Origin of the sequence: Amycolatopsis sp. NBRC 101858 (assembly GCF_030269325.1) — a bacterium.
In the GTDB taxonomy this organism is placed as follows: domain Bacteria; phylum Actinomycetota; class Actinomycetes; order Mycobacteriales; family Pseudonocardiaceae; genus Amycolatopsis; species Amycolatopsis ponsaeliensis.
In genome coordinates, this window is sequence record NZ_BSTD01000001.1 from 1023579 (window position 1) to 1043959 (window position 20381).

Annotated in this window: 18 protein-coding genes; 7 read left to right on the forward strand and 11 right to left on the reverse strand. The window is 70.0% G+C overall.

Translation table 11 applies throughout. The features are described 5' to 3' along the window. The first annotated feature begins 78 nt into the window (after positions 1-78). Complete coding sequence (locus tag QSK39_RS04850; protein WP_285476444.1) at positions 79-1860, forward strand: ABC transporter ATP-binding protein; 1782 nt, start codon at positions 79-81, stop codon at positions 1858-1860. A gap of 64 nt (positions 1861-1924) precedes the next feature. Here QSK39_RS04850 and QSK39_RS04855 read toward each other — a convergent pair whose 3' ends face one another. From QSK39_RS04855 to typA, 6 genes are all read right to left on the reverse strand, one after another. After that, positions 1925-2941 (reverse strand): ABC transporter permease, encoded by a 1017-nt coding sequence (locus QSK39_RS04855; RefSeq protein ID WP_285476445.1) that lies wholly within the window; start codon positions 2939-2941, stop codon positions 1925-1927. Positions 2942-3020: 79 nt separating this feature from the next. Beyond that, positions 3021-3950, reverse strand: a complete 930-nt coding sequence (locus QSK39_RS04860; protein WP_502873243.1) for an ABC transporter permease — start codon at positions 3948-3950, stop codon at positions 3021-3023. After that, the gene (locus QSK39_RS04865) at positions 3943-4959 is read right to left on the reverse strand and encodes an ABC transporter permease (RefSeq protein WP_285476446.1); all 1017 of its coding nucleotides are present in this window, start codon (positions 4957-4959) and stop codon (positions 3943-3945) included. Before QSK39_RS04865 ends, QSK39_RS04860 begins: the two co-directional genes overlap by 8 nt. Positions 4960-5144: 185 nt before the next feature. Further along, on the reverse strand, positions 5145-6956 hold the full coding sequence (locus QSK39_RS04870) for an ABC transporter family substrate-binding protein (protein WP_285476447.1): 1812 nt from the start codon (positions 6954-6956) through the stop codon (positions 5145-5147). Between the two features lie 285 nt (positions 6957-7241). Beyond that, positions 7242-8978 carry an ABC transporter family substrate-binding protein gene (locus tag QSK39_RS04875; protein WP_285476448.1) on the reverse strand — a complete coding sequence of 579 codons (1737 nt, stop codon included), beginning with the start codon at positions 8976-8978 and terminating at the stop codon, positions 7242-7244. Positions 8979-9359: 381 nt separating this feature from the next. Continuing rightward, positions 9360-11285, reverse strand: coding sequence for a translational GTPase TypA (gene typA / locus QSK39_RS04880; RefSeq protein WP_285476449.1), 1926 nt, complete (start codon positions 11283-11285; stop codon positions 9360-9362). Between the two features lie 194 nt (positions 11286-11479). Between typA and QSK39_RS04885 the strand changes: the two genes are divergently transcribed. Beyond that, the gene (locus QSK39_RS04885) at positions 11480-11629 is read left to right on the forward strand and encodes a hypothetical protein (protein WP_284747598.1); all 150 of its coding nucleotides are present in this window, start codon (positions 11480-11482) and stop codon (positions 11627-11629) included. 13 nt (positions 11630-11642) lie between these two features. Here QSK39_RS04885 and QSK39_RS04890 read toward each other — a convergent pair whose 3' ends face one another. Further along, positions 11643-11942, reverse strand: coding sequence for a YciI family protein (locus QSK39_RS04890; protein ID WP_285476450.1), 300 nt, complete (start codon positions 11940-11942; stop codon positions 11643-11645). A gap of 170 nt (positions 11943-12112) precedes the next feature. Between QSK39_RS04890 and trpS the strand changes: the two genes are divergently transcribed. Beyond that, positions 12113-13078, forward strand: a complete 966-nt coding sequence (trpS, locus tag QSK39_RS04895; protein ID WP_285476451.1) for a tryptophan--tRNA ligase — start codon at positions 12113-12115, stop codon at positions 13076-13078. On the opposite strand, the gene QSK39_RS04900 is transcribed toward trpS, so the two are convergent. The 3 genes from QSK39_RS04900 to QSK39_RS04910 all read right to left on the reverse strand — a co-directional run bounded on the left by QSK39_RS04900 (position 13071) and on the right by QSK39_RS04910 (position 15638). Then, on the reverse strand, positions 13071-13460 hold the full coding sequence (locus QSK39_RS04900) for a (deoxy)nucleoside triphosphate pyrophosphohydrolase (protein ID WP_285476452.1): 390 nt from the start codon (positions 13458-13460) through the stop codon (positions 13071-13073). The genes trpS and QSK39_RS04900 overlap by 8 nt on opposite strands. Before the next feature lie 145 nt (positions 13461-13605). Further along, entirely contained in the window at positions 13606-14925 is a 1320-nt protein-coding gene (locus tag QSK39_RS04905) for a sensor histidine kinase (RefSeq protein ID WP_285476453.1), read from the reverse strand. Beyond that, positions 14922-15638 carry a response regulator transcription factor gene (locus tag QSK39_RS04910; protein ID WP_285476454.1) on the reverse strand — a complete coding sequence of 239 codons (717 nt, stop codon included), beginning with the start codon at positions 15636-15638 and terminating at the stop codon, positions 14922-14924. Before QSK39_RS04910 ends, QSK39_RS04905 begins: the two co-directional genes overlap by 4 nt. Before the next feature lie 147 nt (positions 15639-15785). Between QSK39_RS04910 and QSK39_RS04915 the strand changes: the two genes are divergently transcribed. The 3 genes from QSK39_RS04915 to QSK39_RS04925 are packed head-to-tail and all read left to right on the forward strand — an operon-like array spanning position 15786 to position 18735. Further along, positions 15786-16877, forward strand: a complete 1092-nt coding sequence (locus tag QSK39_RS04915) for a LolA family protein (RefSeq protein ID WP_285476455.1) — start codon at positions 15786-15788, stop codon at positions 16875-16877. Continuing rightward, positions 16874-17860, forward strand: a complete 987-nt coding sequence (locus QSK39_RS04920; RefSeq protein WP_285476456.1) for an ABC transporter ATP-binding protein — start codon at positions 16874-16876, stop codon at positions 17858-17860. Before QSK39_RS04915 ends, QSK39_RS04920 begins: the two co-directional genes overlap by 4 nt. Then, positions 17857-18735 (forward strand): ABC transporter permease, encoded by an 879-nt coding sequence (locus tag QSK39_RS04925; RefSeq protein WP_285476457.1) that lies wholly within the window; start codon positions 17857-17859, stop codon positions 18733-18735. Before QSK39_RS04920 ends, QSK39_RS04925 begins: the two co-directional genes overlap by 4 nt. On the opposite strand, the gene QSK39_RS04930 is transcribed toward QSK39_RS04925, so the two are convergent. Then, a complete protein-coding gene (locus QSK39_RS04930; protein ID WP_285476458.1) occupies positions 18705-19436 on the reverse strand; it encodes a dienelactone hydrolase family protein in 732 nt (243 codons plus the stop codon). The genes QSK39_RS04925 and QSK39_RS04930 overlap by 31 nt on opposite strands. Before the next feature lie 134 nt (positions 19437-19570). Between QSK39_RS04930 and QSK39_RS04935 the strand changes: the two genes are divergently transcribed. Continuing rightward, positions 19571-20380, forward strand: a complete 810-nt coding sequence (locus tag QSK39_RS04935) for a helix-turn-helix transcriptional regulator (RefSeq protein ID WP_285476459.1) — start codon at positions 19571-19573, stop codon at positions 20378-20380. Position 20381: the final 1 nt, after the last annotated feature.

Below are 20381 nucleotides of genomic sequence, written 5' to 3' on the forward strand. Positions count from 1 at the left end.
GGGGACACCCTCGGTTATCCTCGCGCGAGTCGCGACCGCCGCGTCGCGATCGTCTGTACCCCCACGAAGGGCATCTTGGTGAGCACTGAAGCAACTTCGGCGGACGTCGCCGGCGTGTCCGGTTCGGTCCTGTCGATCTCCGACCTGAGCGTGTCGTTCCAGACCGAGGACGGCGTCGTGGACGCCGTCAAGGGCATCGGGTTCGACGTGCAGCCCGGCGAGATCGTCGCCGTGGTCGGGGAGTCCGGGTCCGGCAAGTCCGTCACGTCGATGTCGGTGCTGGGCCTGCTGCCCAAGACCAGCCGGATCGCCGGCGAGCTGCGCCTCGGCGAACGCAACCTGGCGGATCTCAAAGACAAGGAAATGCAGAAGATCCGCGGCAACCAGGTCGCGATGATCTTCCAGGAGCCGATGACCGCGCTGAACCCGGTCTACACGGTCGGCTGGCAGCTGCGCGAGGCCCTGCGCTCGCACCTCGACATCTCCAAGGCCGCCGCGGACAAGCGCGCGGTCGAACTGCTCGACATGGTCGGCATCCCGAACCCGGAGCTGCGGTTCAAGCAGTACCCGCACCAGCTCTCGGGCGGTCTGCGCCAGCGCGTCGTCATCGCGATGGCCATCTCCTGCGACCCGAAGGTGATCATCGCCGACGAGCCGACCACCGCGCTCGACGTCACCGTGCAGGCGGAGATCCTCGGCCTGCTGCGCAAGCTGCGGGACACCCTCGACACGGCGATCGTGCTGATCACCCACGACATGGGCGTCGTCGCCGACATGGCCGACCGCGTCATCGTGATGTACCAGGGCGAGATCGTCGAAGAGGCCCCGTCGCGCGAGCTGTTCGCGTCGCCGAAGGAGGACTACACCCGGCGGCTGCTGGCCGCGGTGCCGGTGCTGGGCCAGCGCCCGGAGGGGCGCCGCCTGCTCGACGACGCCGGGATCGCCTCCGACAGCACCGAGGCGGCCAAGATCGCCGAGGAGATCCGGCTGGCCGACGCCGAGCTCGAGGCCGTGATCGAGGAGGCCGCGCCGGCCCTCGAGATCAAGAACCTGGTGCTCGAGTACCCGGGCCGTCGCGGTCAGGGCAAGAACCGCGCGGTGGACGACGTCTCGCTGACCATCGCCAAGGGCGAGATCGTCGGCCTGGTCGGCGAGTCCGGCTCGGGCAAGACGACCGTCGGGCGCTGCGCCGTCGGCCTGCTCCAGGCCACCCAGGGCACCATCGCGATCGCGGGCAAGGACATCACGAAGATGTCCGCGAAGGAGCTTCGCCCGCTTCGCCGGTACTTCTCGATCGTGTTCCAGGACCCGGCGTCCACGCTGGACCCGAAGATGACGATCGGCGAGTCGATCGCCGAGCCGATGGTGCTGCACAAGGTGCTGGCCGGCAAGGAGCTCTCGGCCCGCGTGCGTTCGCTGCTCGACAAGGTCGAGCTGGGCGGGCACTACATGAACCGCTACCCGCACGAGCTTTCCGGCGGCCAGCGCCAGCGCGTGGCGATCGCCCGGGCGCTGTCCCTGGACCCGGCGCTGCTCATCGCGGACGAGCCGACGTCGGCACTGGACGTGTCGGTGCAGGCCCGCGTGCTGGACCTGTTCCTCGACCTGCAGCAGTCGCTGCAGTTCGCGTGCCTGTTCATCAGCCACGACCTGGCGGTGGTCGACCTGCTCGCCGACCGCGTCGCGGTGATGCAGCACGGCAAGCTGGTCGAGATCGGCACGCGCGACCAGGTGCTGCACTCGCCCCAGCAGGACTACACGCGCCGCCTGCTGTCGGCGGCGCCGGTCGCGGACCCGGTGCTGCAGGCCGAGCGCCGTGCGGCCTGGGAGGCCGGCAAGCTGGCCCCCGTCGCCGACTGAGGCCCTGACGCACGAAGGCCGCCACCCGGGCTCGGGTGGCGGCCTTCGCCGGTTTCGGGGCGACTCAGCCGACGCGGATGCGGGGGTCGAGGATGCCGTACATCAGGTCGGCCACCAGGTTCGCCACCACGACGCTGGCCGCGATCACCACCAGCCAGCCCATCAGCACCTGTGGGTCGTTCTTGTTGACCGCCTCCACCAGCAGCGTGCCCATGCCGTGCCAGTTGAAGACCGTCTCGGTGATGATCGCGCCCGTCACCGTGGCGCCGAAGTTCACCGAGAACAGCGTCATCACCGGGATCAGCGCGTTGCGGAACGCGTGCCGCCAGATCACGCGGCCGTTCGAGACGCCCTTGGCACGCGCGGTGCGGACGTAGTCGGCGTCCAGGACCTCCAGCATCGACGCCCGCTGGAACCGGCTATAGGCGGCGAACGTGATGGCCATGATGGACAGTGTCGGCAGCAGGAACGCGCCGACGTACTTCGCGAGCGCGTCGCCGATGCCGGTCGCCGAGAGGCTCTCCGGGCTCGTCGTGCGCAGCCACGGGTCCCCGAGGACGTCGGCCAGGCCCAGGTCCCGCACCCAGCCGTTGAGGCGGATCGCGTAGCCCTTGAGGACGATGGCGATGCAGAAGATCGGCATCGAGAACATCAGGAACGCCAGCGTGGTCGCGAGGTAGTCCCAGATCGAGTACTGCTTGACCGCCGCGAGGACCCCGACCAGCACGCCGAAGACCAGGGCCAGCACGGACGCCGCCAGCACCAGCTCGAGCGTCACCTTGAAGGCCGCCATCACCTTCGGGGCCACCGGCTGCAGGGCGTTGCCCTGCGCGATGGAGATGCCCCAGTCGCCGCTCAGGAAGTGGCCGAGCCAGGTGAAGTACCGCGCGAAAACGCTCTGGTCCAGACCCAGCTTGTGCTCCGTGTCGGCGATGGCCTGGGGGTTGATCCCGGGTTTGTTGCGCAGCTCCCCGAGCGGGTCGCCCGTGTTGGCCACCATGACGAAGCAGAGGAACGTGCCGATCAGCAGGACCGGGACCGAGATGGCCAGCCTGCGGAGCACGTAGAGCGCCAGATTCATCCGAAACCCCCAGGTCCGGCGATCTTCACGCGAAAACGGACGCGGGGGCGACCGGAACCGGTCACCCCCGCGTCGGCGTTCAGGCCTTCATTCTCCGCTGTCGTGGGTCGAAGGCGTCGCGAAGACCGTCACCGATGAAGTTGATCGTCAGTGAAATCAGCACGAGCACGACGAACGGCCCGAAGAACAGCGCCGGCCGCGTCTGCAGCTGGGCGTAGTTCTCCAAGATGACGCGGCCGAGCGAGGTGTCCGGCAGCTGGACACCGAGGCCGATGAACGACAGCGCGGCTTCCGCCAGCACGGCCTGCGCGACCGCGAGGGTCGCGTTGACCGTGATGCTGCCGACCATGTTCGGCACCAGGTGCTTGAAGATGATCCGGAACGTGCCGGCCCCCGAAGCGCGAGCCGCGTCGACGAACTCGCGCTGGGAAAGCGACATCGCTTCGGCTCGGGTGATCCGGGCGACCTGCATCCAGCCGAACGCCGCCAGGACCAGCGCGACGATGTACCAGGAGCCGGAGCCGAACACCTTGGCCAGGATGGCCGCCGCGGCGATCTGCGGGATGATCAGGAACAGGTCCGTCACCCGCGAGACCGCCGAGTCGGTGAACCGGCGCAGGTAGCCCGCCATGGCGCCGAGGACGACGCCGACGAACGTCGACAGGATCGACACCGTGAGGGCGATCAGCAGCGAGAACTGGGTGCCGCGCAGGATCTGCGACACCATGTCCTTGCCCACCTGCGTCGTGCCCAGCGGGAAGTCCCCGCTCGGCTTGGCGAAGGAGGGGAACGAGCTGTCCTCGTAGTTGTGCTTCCAGAACAGCGGCATGAGGATGCTGAGCAGGACGATCAGCACCAGCACCGCGGTCGACAGCATGGCCAGCTTGTGGTGCAGGAACTTCCGGAGGACCAGCTTGCCCTGGCTCCGGGGTTCGGGCAGGGCTTCCGGCGGGAGCGTGCCGTCCTTGGTCGCGGTCTCGCTCGCGAGAAGGGAGTTCAAGTCAGCCAACGCGAATCCTCGGGTCCAGGATGCCGTACATCATGTCGGCGATCAGGTTGGCGACGATCACGCTGGTGGCGATCACCACGAGCCAGCCCATCATCACCTGAGTGTCGTTCTTCGAGACGGCTTCCACCAGCAATGTGCCCATACCGTGCCAGTTGAACACGGTTTCGGTGATGATCGCCCCGGCGAGGACCGAGCCGAAGTTCACCGAGAACAGCGTGGTCACCGGGATCAGGGCGTTGCGGAACGCGTGCCGGAAGATGACCCGGCCGCCGGCGAGGCCCTTGGCGCGCGCGGTGCGCACGTAGTCGGAGTTCATCACCTCGAGCATCGAGGCCCGCTGGAACCGGCTGTACGCGGCGAAGCTGATCGCCATGATCGACAGGACCGGCAGCAGGTAGGCACCGATGGTGCTGGCTATGAAGTCCCCGACGCCGTCGGTTTTGAGCTGTTCCGGGCTCGTCGTCCGGAGCCATGGATTGCCGAGGACGTCGGTGAGGCCGAGGTCGCGCACCCACCCGTTGATCTCGATCGCGTAGTTCTTCAGCACGATCGCCACGCAGAAGATCGGCATGGAGAACAGCAGGAAGGCCAGGGTGGTCGCGATGTAGTCGATGATCGAGTACTGCTTCACCGCGGCGAGCACGCCGACGATGATCCCGATGATGAGCGCCAGGATCTCGGCACCGACCACGAGCTTGAACGTGACGCCGAACGCGGCTATCACCTTGGGGGCGACCGGCGCGAGGGCGTTGCCCTGCGCGATGGACGTGCCCCAGTCACCCGAGAGGAAGTGCCCGAGCCACGAGAAGTACCGCGGCACGATTCCCTGGTCGAGGCCCATCTTGTGGGCCAGGGCGTTGATGGCGTCCTGGCTCATCTGCGGGTTGTGCCGGAGCTCGCCGAGCGGGTCACCGGTCGCGGCGACCATGACGAACGACAAAAAGGTCCCGACCAGCAGGACGGGGATCGATATCGCCAGGCGGCGAAGGATGTAGATCACCAGGTTCAACGAACTGCTCCTCATCCGGGCCTGGTCTTCAGAAGTGCGCTGGACCGCTACCCGGTTGTCTACCGTAGTGGGGGTAACCCTACGGTCAACAGCTACTTCCGGTGGGTACCGGGGCCCGGCTCGTGGCCGGACCCCGGTACCCCCAGGTCATCTGGAGCGAGGGAAGCGAAGACGCAGGGCGGACCCTACTTCTTCTGCTCCCACTCGCCGGCGTTCCACAGGGCACCGTTGTACGACTGCATGTACACGCGGTCGATACCCTTGAACGCCCACATCGACGGCGTCTGCCACAGCGGGATGGTCGCGTACTGGTCGGCGATCGCCTTGTCCGCAGCCTGGTAGCTCTGCGTCTTGACGGTCTCGTCCGTCGCCTTCACCGCGGTGTTGAACGCGTCGTCGATCTTCGGGTCGCAGAGGTTCTGGTAGTTCTGGTCGCCACCCTTGTCCGGGCAGACGTAGATCGACCGCGACTGCGACTTGAACGGAGCCGACGACCAGCCGAACAGCGCGACGTCGTAGTCACCGGTCGAGACGCGGCCACCCTTGAGGAAGTTGGCGTCGGTCTCGTCCTTGACCTCGATGCCGGCCGCCTTGGCCTGCGAGATGATGATCTCGACGGTCTGGCTGCGGCGGGTGTTCTGGTTGTGCGTGATCTTGAACGAAGCCCGCTGCGTGCCCTTGGCGAAGATGCCGTCGGCGCCCTTGGCCCAGCCGGCGTCGGTCAGGGTCTTGGCGGCGGCTTCGGCACCCAGGCCGGCCTTGCTGCCGTACAGGTCGGTGTAGCCCTCTTCACCCTGGAAGAACACGATCGAGTTCAGCGGGGTGATGTCGGCCTGCACCTCCTTGAGCAGCTTCTCGACGATCGGCTTGCGGTCGACCGCCTCGAAGAACGCCTTGCGCAGCGCCTCGTCCTTGAACATGCGGTTGAACTGCAGGTCAAGGTGCTCGTAGGTCAGCTGCGGGGCCGAACCGTAGGTCACGCCCTGGGGCGCGAGGCTCTTCATCGTCTGCGCCGCGGTGGCGTCCGGCTGGGTCGACGCCGCGACGTCGATCTCACCGTTCTGCAGCGCGGTCGCCATGGCCTTGGTGTCTTCCATGGCGCGGACGATGATCTTCGCCGGGCCGCCCTTGCCGCCCGACCACTTCGGGTTCTTCACCAGCGTGACGGACTTCTGGTTCGCGTCGAACGAGTCGATCATGTACGGGCCCGAGGCCGGCATGATCGACTTGTCGAAGCCCTTCCACTTGTTCGTCCAGAAGTCGCCGGCCTTGGACAGCTGGGCCGCGTCACCGGTCGGCGCGAGCTTGGTGATGTCCGCGATGCCGGTGGCCTTCTCGAGGACGTGCGCCGGCAGGATCTGGACGCCGCTGAACAGGCCCTTGTAGTCGAGGTACGGCTCGCTGTAGTCCGTCTCGAAGGTCAGGTTGTCCTTGCAGGTGGCCGTCTTGATCTTGTCGTAGCCGGTGGTCGAAGCGGCGTTGAACGGGTTCTTGCCGTCCGAGCCCTTGGCCTGCCCGCTACCCGACAGCCAGGCCAGGTAGAAGTCCTTGCAGTCGAACGGCGCGTCGTCGGACCACTTGAGGTTCGGCTTGATCTTGTACGTGACGACCTGCGGGTCCTTGGACGTCACGTCGACCGAGTCGAGGATGTCGTTGTTGAGCAGCACCTTGTTGTTGCCGTCGAGGACGAAGGCGTCTTCGAGGACCGTGGTCAAGATGTAGGTGTTGTACGAGCTGTTGGTGTCCGGGGTGTTGTTGTTGTACCCGGAGTACCCGTCGTCGATCCCGACCGTGACCGTGCCGTCCCAGCCCTGGACGTCCGCGAGCTTGAACGAGTCACCCTGCTCGGCCTTGCCGACCGCCATCGACTTGACGTCGGTCGACGAGCCGTTCTGGTCGGTGCTGCCCGAGCCCGAGTCGCCACCGCTGCAGGCGCTCAGCAGCAGCGTGGCGCCTGCGACGAGCGACAAGGCGGAGACTGCTTTGGTTCTCCTCATGAAGTGTGCCCTCCTAGCACTGAGTCCTTGAATTGTGACAAGGACCCACACCGCTCCGGTTTGGTGCCGGAGCCTACGACACGCCAAGCGACACTCAACTGGCGCACTGCGGGAGCACGCTAGAAAGGAAAAGCACCGACAGTCACCAGTTCAGGGTCGATCGTGACCAAAGGGTGACTTCCAGCCGACATCCAGAAATACGACGGTTACCTCACGGATTCACTGGGTCCCACTCGAAGGCGTGCGTCAAGATCACCCGGTAGTACTGAATGCGTAGCCGAGCGATTACTTCGGGCCGCGAGTCCAGTTCACGGCGGACCCGAACGGACCCACCATCGGTGGACCGGGGGTCACTCCCGAGATGCCCGAACCGATCGCCAGGGTGTCAGCCAATTGGAAGAGCGGGATCACCACGTTCTGGCGCCAAAGTTCAGGCTCCAGGGTGGTCAGCGCCTCGGCGATCGGCGTCGCCCCGGACAGCGCGGCGTCGATCGACGGCTGCAGCGCCACGTCGCAGAAGCCCGCCGAATTGCCCGGAACGACGGGTTTCGCCGGGTCCGCCCCCGACGCCGTCTGCTCGGGACGGCAGCCGAAGGTCGACGCGAGCACCGAGGCTGTGTCGCCGCCGACCGCCTGCGGCACGACCGCGATGTCGATGCCGACGCTGCCCGCCGAGTCGCCGGTCGGCTGCTGGACCCCGCTCGCGACCGGCATCGCGAGCAGGCCGCTGAACAGGTCGCGCGGCTGCGGCGTGATCGCGTTGACCTCGACGCCCTGCGCGACGAGCTGGGCGGTGAGCTCCTTGGCGATGGTCGCGTACGGCTCCTGGGTGCCGGGCGAGGCGATCACCAGCGAGAGCGCCTTGCCGTTCTTGCGCCAGGTGCCCGCCGTCTTGGCGTAGCCGGCCGCCTTCAGCGACTCTTCGGCCTTCGCGACGTCGGGGGCGGTGGGCGGGCCGGGCGGGATGGTCGCCGCGTAGCCCTTGACCGAAGGCGCCGTGACCTGGGCGTCGGCGTGCAGCTGCGACGACGGGCCGCCGTTGACGCCTTCGGTGGTCAGCTTGCCGCGGTCGATCAGCGCGGCGATCCCGGCGCGGACCTGGGTGTCGTGCAGCGTGGCGCTGACCGGGCGCAGCAGCACGTCGGCGACCAGCGGCCGGGCCACGGTGTGCAGCTGCACGGCCGAGCCGAGGTCGCCGAGCCGTTTGAGCTCGTCGCCGGTCGTCCTGGCCAGTGCGAACTGGTCGTTGCCGCTCTGCAGCGCGGCCAGCAGCGTGTTCTGGTCCGAGCGGCGCAGCACGATCCGGTCGATTGCCGCGGGCTTCTCCCAGTAGCGCTCGTTGCGCTCGAGGATGACCTCGCCGCGGGCGATGTCGAGGCTCTTGATCGAGAACGGGCCGGCGATGGCCGGGAAGTTCGAGGCCAGGGCCCCGCGCCAGCCGTCGGGCGCGTCCTTGAGCAGGTGGGCGGGCAGCAGGTCGGAGAACAGCGTCTGCCAGCCGGGGTACGGCTTCGCGAAGGTGACCTCGACGCGCTTGCCGCCTTCGCGGGACTGCAGCTCGGAGATCTGCCGGTAACCGGCCGGACCGATCACGCCGGGCTGGTCGCGCATCTGGGTGCGCAGGTAGTCGAAGTCCTCGGCGGCGATGGGCGCGCCGTCGGACCAGGACGCGTCCGGGCGGATCTCGTAGGCGACCACGAACGGCTGCTGCGAGATCACCTCGGCGGACTTCATCAGGTTCTTGTCGAGCTGGGTGCTGCCGTCGTCCTTCTGGCGGAACACCGAGGGCAGCAGCAGCTGCGACAGCGCGGAGGTGACCTGCGAGGAGTCGGCCAGGTTGTGCGGGTTGTACCCGCCGAGCACGTCGTCGACCCCGACGACGATCTGCGACGGCGTCTTCCCGGTGGTCGACGCGGGCGGGACCGACGAGGACACCACCGGTGGTGGCGGGGTGTTCGAGCAGGCGGTGACCAGCACGGCCGCGAGCGCCAGCACCGGCACCGCCTTGCGTTTCACCCGCACGCCCCGTTCCTCCCAGAATCTCCCCGATCGGGTCAGCCATGCTCCCACGACCGCGTCCGCGACCGGAACCGGGATTCCCGTACCCGGATCGGCCGGGCCCGGCGCCGCACCGTGGCGCTATGGAAAAGGACGCGCGAAGGACCGTCCGGGTTCCCGGACCGTTCCGGAACGGCGGAACGAACACGCCCGGGACACGGGCGGGGATCGACCCGGTGGTGAACACCAGGCGTCGAATCCCCGAATGCCCCTATAAAGATATAAGGAGAAGAGCCTCGGAATTCGTGACTTCGCGTCGGTCGATTATCCACCCAGGGTGACCGGGTGGCAATGCAAAAACCTCCCGGCGCGGTACGCCGGGAGGTTTTTACGCGATTTTTCGATTCAGCCGTTGTCGCGGCTCTTCGCGCGCGAACGCTCTTTCGCGCGGGTGTTGATGTCCAGCGTGACCTTGCGGACCCGGACGACCTCGGGCGCGACCTCGACGCACTCGTCGACCGAGCAGAACTCCAGCGCCTCTTCCAGGCCCATCTTGCGCGGGCGGGCCAGCGTCTCCATCACGTCGGCGGAGGACTGACGCATGTTCGTCAGCTTCTTCTCCTTGGTGATGTTGATGTCGAGGTCCTCGAAGCGCGGGTTCTCGCCCACGACCATGCCCTCGTACACGTCGGCGCCCGGCTCGACGAAGAACGAGCCGCGGTCGGCCAGCTGGATCATCGCGTACGCGGTGACCGGGCCGGTCCGGTCGGCGACCAGCGAGCCGCTGTGCCGGGTGCGGATCTCGCCCGCCCACGGGAAGTAGCCCTCGAACACGTGGTTCGCGATGCCGGTGCCGCGGGTCTCGGTGAGGAAGTCGGTGCGGAAGCTGATCAGGCCGCGCGACGGGAGCACGTACTCGAGCTTGATCCGGCCGGTGCCGTTGCCGCTCATGTCCTCCATGCGGCCCTTGCGCGCGGCCAGGAGCTGGGTGATCGCGCCGAGGTGCTCCTCCGGCGAGTCGATGTAGAGGCGCTCGAACGGCTCGTGCAGCTTGCCGTCGATCGTGCGCAGCACCACCTGCGGCTTGCCGACGGTCAGCTCGAAGCCCTCGCGGCGCATCTGCTCGACGAGGATGGCCAGCGCCAGCTCGCCACGGCCCTGGACCTCCCAGGTGTCGGGGCGCTCGGTCGGCAGGACGCGGATCGAGACGTTGCCGATCAGCTCCTGGTCGAGGCGGGCCTTGACCAGCCGCGCGGTGACCTTGTCGCCACCGTTGCGCCCGGCCAGCGGCGAGGTGTTGACGCCGATGGTCATCGAGATGGCGGGCTCGTCGACGGTGATCCGGGGCAGCGCCACCGGCGTCTCGGAGTCGGCGAGGGTGTCACCGATGGTGATCTCCGGGATACCGGCGATGGCGACGAGCTCGCCCGCGCTGGCCTCGGTCGCCGGCACGCGGGTGAGCGCCTCGGTGACCAGCAGCTCGGAGATGCGGACGTTCTGCACCGTGCCGTCTTCGCGCATCCAGGCCACGGTCTGGCCCTTGCGCAGCTTGCCGGCGTGGATGCGGATCAGCGCGATGCGGCCGAGGAAGTTCGACGCGTCGAGGTTGGTGACCAGCGCCTGCAGCGGCGCGTCCAGGTCGGCGGCGGGCGGCGGCACGTGCCGGAGCAGCGTGTCGAACAGCGGGTCGAGGTTCTCGCTCTCGGGGATCTCGCCGTCGGCGGGCTGCTCCAGGCTCGCCTTGCCGGCGCGCGCGGAGGCGTAGACGACCGGGAGGTCGAGGATCGCGTCGTGGTCGGCGTCCTCGATGTCGCTGGCCAGCTCGAGCAGCAGGTCGTGGGTCTCCTCGACGACCTCGGCGATCCGGGCGTCGGGGCGGTCGGTCTTGTTGACCAGCAGGATCACCGGCAGGCCGGCTTCCAGGGTCTTGCGCAGCACGAAGCGGGTCTGCGGGAGCGGGCCCTCGGACGCGTCGACCAGCAGGACGACGCCGTCGACCATGGCCAGGCCGCGCTCGACCTCGCCGCCGAAGTCGGCGTGGCCGGGGGTGTCGATGACGTTGATGGTCACCGAGCCGTCGGGCGTCTGGCGGTGGATCGAGGTGTTCTTCGCGAGGATCGTGATGCCCTTTTCGCGCTCCAGCTCGCCCGAGTCCATGACCCGGTCGACGAGCTCGGCCCGCTCGGCGAAGGCGCCGGACTGGCGCAGCATCGCGTCGACGAGCGTCGTCTTGCCGTGGTCGACGTGGGCGACGATCGCGACGTTGCGCAGGTCGGGCCGGGTCTTACCGGTCGGCCGGCCGGTTTCGACGGTAGCGCTGGCTGCGGGCACGCGAGAACTCCTGAACTTCAAGGGTTGGATGGCCGCGTAAGCCCGTCAGGCATCCCGTGACCGGCTCTGGTCACACGCGGACCTCACCCAGGATACCTGCCACCCCATTGTGAGCGGCCCCACGCCCCCACGTCGGTTAGGCTGACCTAACGTGGAAACCCGGTGAACGTCGCCGATCCGGAAGGTGCGTGCGCGTGGGCAAGAAGCCGCAGGACCCGCGAAAGGTCGTGCGCAAGCTGATGAAGGCCGGCAAGGTCAAGAAGAAGTGCTGCCGGTCGAAGCCGCGCTGCAAGAAGTGCCCGGTGCTCGCCCTCAAGAAGGCCAAGCAGGACCTCGCCGCCTAGCTGTCCGAGAACCTCAGTGGGTCACCGCTTCGTTGAACAGCCGCAGCTCAGGAGCGGTCTTGGTCGGCGAGAACTCGATGACCTCGTACTGCGCGAGGTGCTTCACCGAGAACGGGTCGGCCGCCAGGATGGCGTCCAGCTTCCCGCGGGACATCGGGCGCGTGATGATCGCGCCGCCGACCCGCGGCTTCCGCGCCCCGGAGGCGAGGAAGAGGCCGCGCTCGTACTGCCGGTCCAGCCACTCGACGTGGTCCGGCAGCGCCAGGTCGACTTCTTCGATCGGTGCGGTGTAGGTCAGCAGCACGACGAACATGGTTACGACGGTAGACCCGCTCGGCTATAGTCGCTGCCATGCGTGCGCAGACGTCCCAGTGGTGGCCGCCCCCGGCGGCCGTCTAGTCCTGCGCTGATCACCAGCGGCCGCCCCGGACGGGCGGCCTTTTTCATGCCTTCTCCGGGGTGGTCCCCGCGGAAGGGAAGAGCATGAGCAAGCTGTCCGGGATCACCCCCTCGGGTCACGTCCACCTCGGCAACCACCTCGGCGCGGTGCGCCGCTGGGCTCGCGAGGGCGGCGTGGACGACCTGTACTTCGTCGCCGACCTGCACGGCATGACGACCCCGCACAACCCGGCGAAACTCCGATCCTTGGCGAGCGAGCAGCTCGCCGTGCTGATCGCCGCCGGGATCGACCCGGAGCGGGTGTTCGTCCAGTCCGACCTGGCCCGCGAGCTGGGCGCGCTGACCTGGGTCCTGGAGTGCACCTGCAACTACGGCGAGGCCGCGCGGATGATCCAGTTCAAGGAGAAGTCCAAGGGCCAGGCCGGCGTGCGGCTGTCGCTGCTGACCTACCCGGCGCTGATGGCCGCGGACATCCTGCTGCAGGGCGCGGACGAGGTACCGGTCGGCGAGGACCAGCGCCAGCACGTCGAGCTGACGCGGACGCTGGCCAAGCGGTTCAACGGCACCTACGGCGACGTGTTCACTGTCCCCCGGGCGGTGCTCCCGCCGGCGGGAGCGCGCGTCAAGGACCTCGCCGACCCGGCCCGCAAGATGTCGAAGTCGGCGCGTGACGCGGTGGGCGTGGTGTTCGTGCTCGACGAGCCCGACCAGATCCGCCGCAAGATCCGCCGCGCGGTCACCGACGGCGGGACGGTGCCGGTGCACGCCCCCGACACCCGCCCGGGGATGGCGAACCTGCTGGAGATCCTGGCCGCGTGCCGGGGTGGCGCGCCGGCCGACCTGGCGGAGGAGTTCTCGTCGTACGGAGCGGTGAAGGACGCGGTCGCGGACGCGGTGATCGAGGAGCTGCGGCCCCTGCGTGAACGCGCGTTAACGCTGCTGGAAGACGCCGCCGAGCTGGAGAAGGTCCGCAAGGCGGGCGCGGAGCGGGCCCGGGAGCGCGGCGCGCACCGGCTCGACGCGGCGTTGCGGATGATCGGCGCTAACTGAGCAGCGCGTGCAGGGCCGGGAGCAGGATCCGGTCGGCGGGCAGCCAGTCGACGTCGTCGAGGTCGTCGGGCCCGAGCCAGCGCACGGCTCGGTGCTCGACGGCCCGCGGCTCTTCACCGGGCGAAACGAGCGTCGCGGCGTAGATCCGGAGGACCTTCTCGCCGGGCAGCGGCACGTCCTCGCCGACGCGCGTGCCCACCTCGATGACGACATCGAGCTCCTCGCTGCACTCGCGCGCCAGGGCGAAGGCCTCGGACTCGCCCTCCTCGACCCGGCCACCGGGCAGCTCCCACTGCCCGCTGTGCTTCGGCGGCCAGGCCCGCTGCTGGGCGAGCAGCTTCCCGTCCCGCACCAGGGCAGCACCCACGATCACACCGTTCACAGCCCCGGAATCTACCCGGAAGCCCCGAGCCTCCCGCGGCCTCGCCGTGTCGACCCGCCAATCACGCGTGTCGACCGTCCAATCACGCGAGCCGACCCTCCAGACACGCGAGCCGACCCTCCAAGCACGCGAGCCGACCCTTCGGTCACGTCTCCCCGCCCGCGGCCGCGCGCCAGACGACCACGAACCGCGCTCCGCCGTCCGGGGACTCGCCCACCTGCACCCGGCCGCCCCGCCTGCGCACCGTCTCCGCCACCATCGCCAGCCCCAGCCCCGTCCCGCCGGACGACCGCGCCCGGTCGTCCGCGATCCGGTAGAACCGGTCGAACACCTTCTCGCGATGCTCCGGCGCGATGCCCGGGCCGTCGTCGTCGACCACCACCCGGACCGACGACCGCGACGCCAGCACCGACACCACGATCTCCCCGCGCGCGTACCGGCACGCGTTGCGCAGCAGGTTGTCCAGCACCAGCTCGACCTCGGCGTGCGCGGACGACGCCCACGCCTGCGCGACCGCGTTGCTCACCCGCGTCTCCGGCGCCCCAGCCGGGAGCCGTGCCACCGCCGCGCGGACCTCGCTCACCAGCTCGACCGGCGACGCGGGCGGCACCTCCCCCGCGTCCGACCGGGCCAGCGACAACAACCCGTCCAGCAGCGACGACAGCCGCTCGGCCTCCGTCAAGATGTCCGACAGCGTCTCCTGGGACAGCTCCGGGTCCGGGTTCGTCACGGCCACCTCGGCCTGCACCCGGATGGACGCGACCGGCGACCGCAGCTCGTGCGCCGCGTCGCCGGTGAAGCGCCGGAGCCGGTCGCTGGCCTGCTCCTGCCGCTCCAGCAGCGCGTTGAACTCCTCCGCCAGCGCGCGCAGCTCGTCGTGCGAGTCCGGCAGCGCCAGCCGCGCCCCCGGCGGCAGCCCGCGCACCGAACCCCGCATGCGCGCCACCGGCCGCAGCGACAATCGCACCACCAGCCACGTCGCCAGCCCCGCCACCAGCGCCCCGATCGACGCGACGACCACCAGCCAGACGCCGCCGTAGTGCACCGCGGCGGAGAACCCGACCAGGCCCGCGCCGGCCACGACCAGCCGTTGCGACCCGTCGGGCGCGCTGACGACCGTGCCCAGGTACCGCGCGCCGTCGCGCTGGACCGGCTGCCCGGCCTTGAGCGTCGAGGTGTCGTACAACGTGAGGCCGGTCGGCGTCCCGCCGTCCACGGGCGCGCCCGCGATGTCGAGCACCCGCAGCGTCACCGGCGCCGCTCCGGACAGCGGCCGCCCGGCGCCCACCTCGGCGGCGGCCGGCCCGAGGGCTGCCGAGAGTTCGCGGTCGACCGAGCCGATGAGCAGTGGCGAAAGGTTCGACGCGGCCAGCGCGGCCAGCCCGAGCAGGCAGCCCAGGGTGATCGTCGCGGCCAGCACGGTGATCCGGACCTGCAGGGACCGGCCCCGCCACCACGGGATCACGGGGTGATGACCTCGTCGAGCTGCGCGTCGGAGGCCAGGTAGCCGTGCCCGCGCACCGTGCGCAGCAACGCGCCGGCGCCGACCGCGTCCAGCTTGCGCCGCACGTACCCGACGTAGACCTCGACGAGGTTGCGTGTCACGGCCTGCTCCTCACCCCAGACCGCCCGCAGCAGCTCGTCCTTCGTGACGACCGTGCCGGCCCGCCCGACGAGCACCTCGAGCAGCGCGAACTCGCGCGGGCTGAGCCCGACCTCCTCGCCGTTCCAGTGCACCTGCCGCAGCCCGCGGTCGACTTCCAGCGCGCCGAGCCGCAGCGTCCCCCGGCCGGCCTCCGGCCCCGCGCGGCGCAGCGTCGCCCGGACCTGCGCGACCAGCACGACGAAGGAGAACGGCTTGACGAGGTAGCCGTCGGCGCCGAGGTCGAGGCCGTCGGCCTGGTCTATCTCGCCGTCCTTGGCCGAGACGAGCAGCACCGGCGTCATGACGCCGTCCTTGCGCAGCCGCTCCAGCACGCGGTAGCCGGACAGGCCCGGCAGCATGATGTCGAGCAGGATGACGTCGAAGGACCCCGTGCTCGCCAGCTGCAGCCCGGTGGGGCCGTCCGCGGCGGTGACCACGTCCATGTCCTCCGCGCGCAGCCCGCGTTGCAGCGCCTTGCGCACGCCCGGTTCGTCGTCGACCACCAGCACCCGAGGTTTCACGAGGTTCATCATGGCCGGTTCCCGCAGGTCGCGCGGGATCTCTCAGCACGATCTCAGCCGGGAAGGGAGAACCTTCAGGGGTATCTCAGCCTCGAGAGGGAAGCGTCGTGGCCAGGGAGCCGGGCACACTCGAGCCCGGGACACCACAGGGAGAGACGCATGAAACCGAAGACGAAGGGCATCACCGCCGCGGTCGTCGGCACCGCGCTCGGTGCGGGCGGGCTCGCGTTCATCGCGATGCCGGCCAGCGCCGACGACAAGCCGGCACTGCCGCAGGTGAGCGCCGAGGACCTGGTGCAGTCGGTCATGAAGGCGAAGCCGGGCGCGTTCGACGGCACCGTCAAGATCAGCAACGACCTGGGCCTGCCGTCGGTGGGGAACGCGCTGCCGGGGGCGTCGGCGCTGAACATCGACTCGGCGCACATCTTCAGCGACGGCGCCGGCAAGAGCCGCCTGGCCGCCACGCAGGGCGCCAGCCAGGAGACCGTGGTCCACGACGGCACGACCGTCTGGGACTACAGCTCCAAGACGAACACCGCGACCAAGGTGACCATCCCGGCCGACGTGGCCAAGCAGAAGGGCGCGGGCAGCGAGAAGACGCCCGACCCGGTCGCCGCTTCGACCGAACTGCTCGCCAAGGTCCGCGAGAGCAGCACCGTGTCGGTCGACGGCACCGCGACGGTCGCCGACCGCCCGGCCTACGAGCTGGTGCTGACGCCGAAGCCGGGCGAGCGGACGCTGCTGCGCGAGATCCGCGTCGCGGTCGACTCCCAGACGCGGATGCCGCTGCGGGTGTCGGTGCTGAGCAACGGCACCTCGACGCCGGCGCTCGAGGTCGCGTTCAGCGAGATCGAGTTCACCCAGCAGCCGGCCGACCTCTTCACCTTCACCCCGCCGAAGGGCGCCAAGGTGCAGGAGAAGACGCCGACCGTGGACGACAAGGACAAGGCCCTCGCCGAGCAGGCGAAGGACGACGTCAAGGTCGTCGGCGACGGCTGGGACACCGTCGTCACCGGCAAGATCCCGGCCGACGCGCTGAACGCGGCGCCGAAGCAGCAGGGTGACCGCCAGGGCCGCAACGCCGACCCGCAGGCCCTGCTCGACCGGTTCGCGAAGAAGGTCAGCGGCGCCTGGGGCAGCGGCCACCTCGTCACCACGAAGGTGGGCACCGCGATCCTGACCGACGACGGCCGGTTCGCCGCCGGCGCGGTGCCGGAGCAGGTCCTCTACGAAGCGCTGGGCGCGAAGTGACCAGCACGGCTGTGGAGTCCGGGGCGGACGTTTCTTCGGAGACGTCCGCCCCGGCGGTTCCCCTGGCCGCGCGCACGCGGGGGCTGCGCAAGGTCTACGGCAGCACCGTCGCGGTGGACCACGTCGACCTCGACATCCCGGAGGGCGCGGTCGTCGGGATGCTCGGGCCGAACGGCTCGGGCAAGACGACCACCATCCGGATGCTGCTCGGCCTGGTCCGGCCGACCGAGGGCGAGGTCGAGCTGCTCGGCCGCAAGATGCCCGACGCCGCCGCGCACGCGCTGCCGGACGTCGGCGCGCTGGTCGAGGGGCCGGGCTTCCACCCGTTCCTGTCCGGGCGTGACAACCTGCTGCGCTTCGCCGCGGCCGAGCCGCGGCTGGCGTCGTCCGGGATCCCCACCGCGGTGGATTCGGCGCTCGAGCGCGTCGGGCTGACCGGTGCGGCGCGCCGGCGCTACAAGGGCTACTCGCTCGGCATGAAGCAGCGGCTCGGGCTCGCTTCGGCGTTGCTCGTGCCGCGGAAGATGGTCGTGCTCGACGAGCCGACCAACGGCCTCGATCCTGCGGGTACCAGGGAGATCCGCAGGATCGTGGCCGAGCTGCACGCCGCCGGGGTCACCGTGCTCGTGTCGTCGCACCTGCTGGCCGAGGTGGAGGCGACCTGCACGCACGTCGCCGTGCTGCAGGCAGGCAACGTCGTCGCGCAGGGCGAGCTGACCGAGCTGCTGGAGTCCGGGAACGCGGCGCTGCTGGTCCGCACGCCGGACGCGGAACAGGCCGTGGAAGTGCTGCGGGAGAACCGGATCGGCGCGCGGCTCACGCCCGACGGCGTCCGGGCCGACCTCACGACGACGGAAGCACCGCGGGTGCTGCAGGTCCTGGTGGGCGCGGGGGTCGCGGTCCACGAGGCGACGCGGGCCCGCACGGGGCTGGAAGACCTGTTCGCCCGGCTGACGGAATCCACTGGGGAGGGATCGGAATGACGGCCGTCCTGGAAGCACCGGCGGCCCGCACGGGCCACGACACGGTGCCGCTGACCCGCCTGCTGGCCGCGGAGCTGCGCTGGATCTTCCGGCGGCCGCGGACGCTGGCCGTGCTCGGGCTCCTGGCGCTGATCCCGGTGATCATCGGCATCGGCCTGACCCTGGTCGACGACAACCCGGCCGCCGGCGGCGGCCCGGACGAAGGCGGCGGCGCCCTGCTGGCGTCCGCGGTCAACAACGCGTTCGTCCTCCCGATCGCGGCGGTCGTGATGTCGCTGGCGCTGCTCCTGCCGCTGGCTTCGGCGATGGCCGGGGCGGACGCGATCGCCGGCGAGACCGCACACGGCACGCTGCGCGGCTGGCTGATCGCGCCGGTCGGCCGGGGTCGCCTGCTGGCGGTCAAGGCGTTCGGCGTCGCGACGGTGTCGGTGGTCTCGGTGCTGGCGATGTGCGTCACCGGGGTGGTGACCGGGCTGGTCATCAACGGCACGGACTCGCTGTTCACGTTGTCCGGCACGACGTTGTCCCTGGGCGGCGCGCTGGCCCGGATCCTGCTGATGGCGGGCTGGGTGGTGCTCCAGCTGTGGGCGGTCGGCGCGGTGGCGCTGGCGATCTCCAGCTGGACCGAGCACCCGATGCTGGTCGTGGCCTCGGTCCTGGCGGCCGACATCGTGTTCACCATCCTCGGGTTCCTGACGTCGCTGGACTGGCTGCACCCGTTCCTGCTGACGCAGAACTGGTCGGTGGCCCCGGCGGAGGTGCTGCAGGACCCGATGGGCGGGCAGATGCTCGGCGAAGGCGCCTTGCGGGCGGCTTGCTACATCGTGATCGGGCTGTCGCTGGCCTACGCACGACTGTCCACTCGCGACGGCTGAGTGAAGGCGAGGATGCGGCGCCACGCGTCGTCGCAGGCCTCGCCCCACTCCGCGTAAGACCGGTCGAAGAACGAATGCGGCGCGCCCGCGTACACGTGCTGCTCGTAAGGCACCCCGGCCGCGTCGAGCGAACCGGTGAAGGCGTCGAACTCGGCACGGCTCGTCGCGACGTCCTCACCGGCCAGCAGCAGCAACATCGGTGCTGCGAGGTCGTCGACGACGTCCTCGACCAGCTTCGGCAGGCCGTAGAAACCGATCACCCCGGCGAGGCCGAGGTCCGCCGCCGAGAGCCGCCACGACTGACCGGCACCGAAGCAGAAGCCCACGGTGAACACCGGTCCGCCGCCGAGGAAGTCCCGTGCGGCGGCGACGTCTTCCGCGACGTCGTCCGGCCGCACTTGCGGCAGGTGGCTTTCCCAGTCGAATGCGTCGTCCCGGTCGCCGAGGCCCGCGGTGCGGCCGTAGTAGTCGACGGCGACCGTCTCGAACCCGGCTTCGGCGAACCTTCGGGTCAGGTCGCGGTAGAAGGCGTGCACCCCGCGGACGTCCGGCAGCAGGACGATCTTGCGGCCGTTCGGTGCGGCGGGCACCGCGTGGTGGGCGAGGAACTCGACGCTCGAGGTCAGCGTCAGGGGTCCGTCCGCCGCCACCTCGCCGCGGATCGGCGGTGCGGGCGGGCGGCTTTCGGTGCGGTGGCACATGGGAAGTCCTTTCGTCCCGGCCGAGCCTGCCGCGCACCGGTCCGCGGTCCCAGCCCCTGTCGTGGGGGCGGTCCGCCGGTCCTGGTACCAGCAGGGCCAGGTCCGCGGCGCGGGGAAGCCGCACACTGGCACGCATGGACCGGGAACTGGGCCGCTTCCTGAAGTCGCGCCGCGAAGCCGCGACGCCGGCCGGCAGCGGAATCCTCACCGGCCCCCGGCGACGGGTGGCGGGACTGCGGCGCGAGGAGGTCGCGCAGCTCGCCGGGATCAGCGTCGAGTACTACGTCCGCCTGGAGCAGGGCCGGGCGCGCGGCCCGTCACCCGAGGTCCTCGACGCGCTGGCCCGGACCCTGCGGCTCGACGACGTCGAACGCGGTCACCTGCACGACCTCGCCTCGGCCCGGCCCGCCCGGCCGCCGTCGGCCCGCCGGGCGCGCCCCGAGCTGGTGGGGCTGCTGGCGAAGCTGGACCGCGTCCCCGCCCTCGTCCTCGACCACCGGCTCGACGTCCTCGCGTGGAACCCGCTGTCCGCGCAGCTGTTCTTCGACTTCGCGGCGACGCCGTCCCGCAACCTCGCCCGGTTCTGCCTGCTCGACCCGGCGAGCCGTGAAGTGTTCCCGGACTGGCCCGACGTCGCCCGCGCCACCGTCGGCCAGCTGCGGCTGGTCGCGGCGCGCTACGCGACCGACCAAGCGCTCGCGACCCTCATCGGGGAGCTGACGCTGCGGAGCGAGCCGTTCCGGACGCTGTGGTCGGGCCGGGTGGTGCAGCAGCGCACGCACGGGCGCAAGCGCTTCCGCCACCCGGTCGCGGGCGAGCTGACGCTGCGGTTCGAGAACTTCGAGCTGCCGGACTCCTCGGGCCAGCGGCTGGTGACCTTCACCGCGGACCCCGGCAGCCCGTCGGAGTCCGCGCTGGACCTCCTCGCGCACTGGGCCAGTTGAG